At 72.3% G+C, this 4,634-nt stretch carries 3 protein-coding genes; 1 reads left to right on the forward strand and 2 read right to left on the reverse strand.

Going from position 1 to position 4,634, the window contains the following annotated elements; all coding sequences use genetic code 11:
• Positions 1-2,191 (reverse strand): sensor histidine kinase (locus tag AB0I76_RS22945; RefSeq protein ID WP_357038952.1); only part of this gene is annotated, 2,191 nt, incomplete at its 3' end.
• Positions 2,192-2,637: 446 nt separating this feature from the next.
• Between AB0I76_RS22945 and AB0I76_RS22950 the strand changes: the two genes are divergently transcribed.
• Entirely contained in the window at positions 2,638-3,822 is a 1,185-nt protein-coding gene (locus AB0I76_RS22950) for an ABC transporter substrate-binding protein (RefSeq protein ID WP_357038955.1), read from the forward strand.
• A 54-nt stretch (positions 3,823-3,876) separates the two neighbouring features.
• Here AB0I76_RS22950 and AB0I76_RS22955 read toward each other — a convergent pair.
• Positions 3,877-4,634, reverse strand: a 758-nt coding sequence (locus AB0I76_RS22955) for an ABC transporter permease (RefSeq protein ID WP_357038959.1), incomplete at its 5' end; no start/stop codon positions are given.

Consider the following 4,634-nt stretch of genomic DNA (forward strand, 5'->3'; position numbering starts at 1 on the left):
CCGATCTGGCGCGGGCCTGCTCCGCCGCCGACCAGGGGGCCGGCGGGTCGACCCGCCAGGGGTCGCTGAGGGTCGCGGCGGCGGTACGCACGCCCCCGGCGAACGGCTCGGCGTGGGACATCGGGGTCAGCGGGGTCTGCTCGACCGGCAGCGGCTGGCGCGGCCGGTTGATCGCCTGGTCGCGGCCCCGGCCGGCGGGGAGCACCACCGTGGCGGCCGGCAGGGTCACCTGGGCGACGGTGCCGCCCTCGACGTTGCGGCGCAGCTCGACGCGGATGCCGTACCGGTGGGCGAGCCGGCTGACCACGGCCAGACCCATCAGCCGGAACGCGGCGACGTCCACCGTGGGTGGCTCGGCCAGCCGCCGGTTGAGCGAGTCCATCTGCTCCTCGGTCAGGCCGAGACCACGGTCCTCGATCTGGATGAGGACGTAGTCGCGGATCCGCCGCGCGTCGGCGACCACCGTGGTGTTCGGGGGCGAGAAGCGGGTGGCGTTGTCGAGCAGTTCGGCGACGAGGCGTACCACGTCGTTGACCGCGTTCGCGCTCACCGAGATGTCGGTGTCGACGGTGCCGAACTCGATCCGGTTGTAGAGCTCCACCTCGGACTGCGCGGCCCGCAGCACGTCGACCAGCAGGGCGTCGTCACGGCGCGGCACGGCCGAGTCGGCGCCGGCGAGGACGAGGAGGTTCTCGTCGTTGCGGCGCATCCGGGTGGCCAGGTGGTCCAGCTCGAACAGCTGCGCGAGCCGCTTCGGGTCCTCCTCGCCGCGTTCGATCGCGTCCAGCTCGCCGATCATCCGGTCGACCAGGGTCTGACTGCGCCGGGCCAGGTTGAGGAACATCGCGGAGACGCTGGTCCGCAGCGCGGCCTGCTCGGCCGCGACCCGGACCGCCTCGCGGTGGACCACGTTGAACGCGCTGGCGACCTCGCCGACCTCGTCCCGGTTGTCGAGCTTGATCGGGTCCCGGACCTGCTGGACGATCGCGTCCACGCCGCCGTCGCCGACGGTGTCGATGTTCTGCAGACGACGCACCGCGTCCGGCAGGTCGTGGTTGGCCACCGAGAGCGCGCCCTCGCGCAGCCGGTACAGCGACTCGTTGAGCGAGCGGGCCAGCACCACGGCGAGCGTGACCGCGATGAGCAGGGTGAGCAGCACCAGCAGCGACTCGACGACCGCCTGGCGGATGACGTCCGAGTAGGCCTGGTCGGCGTCGGCGAGCAGCTCGTCCTGGAGGCGGATCTCGGCCCACCGCATCAGGTCGTTGACGGCGCCGATCGCGGCGACGGCCTCCGGCGCGCTGACCGGCGCCCGCTGCCCGACGGAACGGGTGATGTCGCTGGCCACCCGGTCGGCGAGGGTGACCGCGTCACCGGAGACGGTGCTGTCGACCAGGGCCCGCTGGGCCGGGTCGGCGGCCAGGGAGAAGGCGGTCAGCGCCTCCTGCTGGCTGGTCAGGGTGGCCACGAAGGACGAGAACTGCTCCTCGTCGAGCTGACCGGCGCTCAGGGCGGTGAAGACGACCGACTCCTCCTCGGCGACGGCCGCCTTGGCGCGGGCGAACGCGGCGACCGCCCGGCGGTCGTCCGCCAGACCCTCCTGGCCCGGCAGCTGGGCCAGCCCGTCGCCGTACGCGACGAGGTCGGTGAGGATCACGCCGTAGCGCAGCGCCGCCTCGGCGACGGCCATCTGCCGGCGGTCCAGCACCTGCTGCCGGGTGGCGTCGAGCGTCTCCAGGTGGTCGTCGATGGTCTCGAGGCGGTCCCGCACCGCCGTCGACGGCTCACCGATCCGGTCCCGCTCCGCCCGGTACGCCCGCACCCGCTCGTCGGTGGCGCGCACCCGCAGGTTGTACGTGTCGGCCTGCTGCCGCGGCGAGGCCAGGAACTCGGCGGCGGCCATCCGCTCGGAGTGCAGGTCCTGGGTGAGAGCCGAGACGTCGATGGAGAGTTCGGTCAGCGCCTGCGCCCGGGAGGCGTCGTACGCGCCCTCGCCGACGGACACCAGCCGGACCGTGGCCAGCGCTATCACCGCGGCCACCGGGACGACCAGGATCAGCGCCAGCTTCGAGCGGATCCGGGCGTCGCGGAGCCGGGGCAGTCGGCCTCGTCGGGGCTGGGCGGTCTGGCGGCCGGCCGGCGGGGGTGCGGTCTGGCCGCCGGCGGGCAGGGTCGTCGGTCCGGTGCTCACGACATCGCCTCCGTCGTATCTTCCACGCCTGGCCCGCCGACCCGTGCCTGGTGCAGCGGAGAGCGCCACGCGCGGCACGGCGGCGATTTCATCAGACGGGATGCCTTTTGGGAAGCCGCAGCGAGGCAGGAAACGGTCGCCGAGCGAGGAACGCGACTGGGCGTCACCTAATACCTGCAATTCGCACTGGCCGTGAACTGGGCATGTCACTCCAGAGTGGTCACACGTGTCTTTAGCGTGAGCAATTGCAAACTTTGCGTTACCCCACCATGTGGGATCGCTGTCCCGAAAAGGTCCCGGCACCCCCGCTTGACCGCAGCGCCCGCCATTGGCAAGGTTTTGCAGGCTTCGCGCACACCGTACGGCAGACCCCTTCCGTCGCTCCACTGAGGACGGACGAACCGGCGGTGACCGGGCAGCGCCGGCGCCGCACCTGGAGGACTGAGTTGAGCCCCATCCGCTCCGCGACCGCCACGGCGATCGCATCGGCCGTGCTGGCCACCATGCTCACCGGATGCCAGTTCGGCGCGGAGGAACAGGAAACGAGCCCGATCGTCATCGCCGCCGACCTCGAACTCTCCGGTGCCGCGGCGCCGGTCGGCAAGGCTTACCAGAGGGCCCTCGAACTGAAGATCGACCAGCTGAACTCCTCCGGCGCACTGAACGGCCGTCGGATCGAACTGACCGTGAAGGACAACCGCTCGGACGCCAGCGAGTCGCTGCGCAACATCGGCGACTTCAGCGACGATTCCCGGGTCAGCGCCATCATCATGGGCGGCTGCAACGAATGCGCGGTCGGCGCGGTCCGCACCGTCAACGAGAAGCGGATTCCCACCATCGCGCTGGCCCCCGCCAGCGCCGTGACCACTCCCGTGGCCGACCGCCGCTACGTGTTCAAGCTCGCCCCGAACGCCGCCGACAACGCCGCGACCCTCACCCGCGAACTGCAGCGCAAGGGCGGGATACGCAAGGTCGCCGTCCTGCACAGCGACGACGACTACGGCCGCGAGGGGCTGGCCGTGCTCCGCGACGAGTTGACCAAGGCCGGGATCCGTTCGGTGCGGGCGCAGTCGGTACGCCCCACCGACACCGACGTCTCCCAGCAGGTCGCGTCGGTCACCGCGGACAAGCCCCAGGCCCTGGTGCTGTGGACCCCGCCGGAGCAGGCGATGCTCGCGGCCGCCGCCGCCGAGCAGCGGGACTTCTCCGGCTCGCTCTTCCTCGACGCCGCCGCGGCCGGCGACCTCTTCCTCGGCGCCTCCGCCCGGGCCACCGAACGGGCCACCCTGGTCTTCACCCAGACCATGGTGATCGACGACGTCATCGCGACCACGCCGGCCAAGGCCGCCCGACGCCAGTGGTTCCAGGACTACACCGCCAGCTACGGCGGCTACCACGGTTCGTCGTCCTTCGCCGCGGACGCCGTCCAGCTCATCGCCGACGCCGCGCTGCGCGCCGGCGGCGACCCCGGCACCGTCAACCGCGACGGCATCCGGGACACGCTGGAGACGTCCCAGCTCGACGGACTCTCCGGCCCGATCCGGATGACCCCGGACAACCATTCCGGCCTGATGCCGCAGGCACTGACCGTGCTGGTGGCCCGCAACGGCCGCTGGCGCCTGGCCGGCTGACCCACGACGCGGACGGCCCGCCGGGTTCCACTCCGGCGGGCCGCACCCGTACGCTCACCGGCTGCTGGTGGTCTCCCGCTGCCAGGGCAGGGCCCGCCGTTCCACGACCAGCAGCGCCGCGTAGAGCAGGATGCTCACCAGGGCCACCAGCATGATCGCCGCCCACGCGGTGGCGGTGTCGCCGATGCCCGCGTACTGCTGGATGACGTAGCCGAGGCCGCCCTCGCCGGCCTGGAACTCGCCGATGACCGCGCCGATCGCGGCCAACGGCATGGCCACCTTGAGCCCGACGAAGATCTGCGGCAGCGCCGCCGGGAACCGCACCTTGCGGAACGCCTGCCAGCGCGACGCGTTCAGCGAGCGCGCCAGCTCGGCGAGATCGGCCGGCGTGGTGGTCAGACCGGTCGCCGTGGACAGCACGATGGGGAAGAAGCACAGCAGGAACACCATGGTGAGAATGGGTTTCTGACCCCAGCCGAGCGCCACCACCAGCAGCGGCCCGAGCGTGATCTTCGGGACCGCGTTGACCGCCACCAGCAGCGGGGTGAACATCCGCTCCACCGTGCGGGAGGCCGCCAGGGCCAGGCCGAGCAGCACGCCGGCCACCGCCGAGAGGGCGAACCCGACCAGGATCTCCCGGGTGGTCAGCACGGTGTGCTCCAGCATCCGGGCCGGCTGGTCGGCGAACGCGGCCACCACGTCGCCCGGCGGCGGCAGGGCGGCCGGGTGGACCAGCTCCAGGCGGGCGACCACCCACCACGTGCCGAGCGCCACCAGCAGGCCGGCGGCGGGCAGCAGCGCGGCGGCCGCGC

This window comes from Micromonospora sp. NPDC049799, from assembly GCF_040656655.1.
Classification (GTDB): domain Bacteria; phylum Actinomycetota; class Actinomycetes; order Mycobacteriales; family Micromonosporaceae; genus Micromonospora.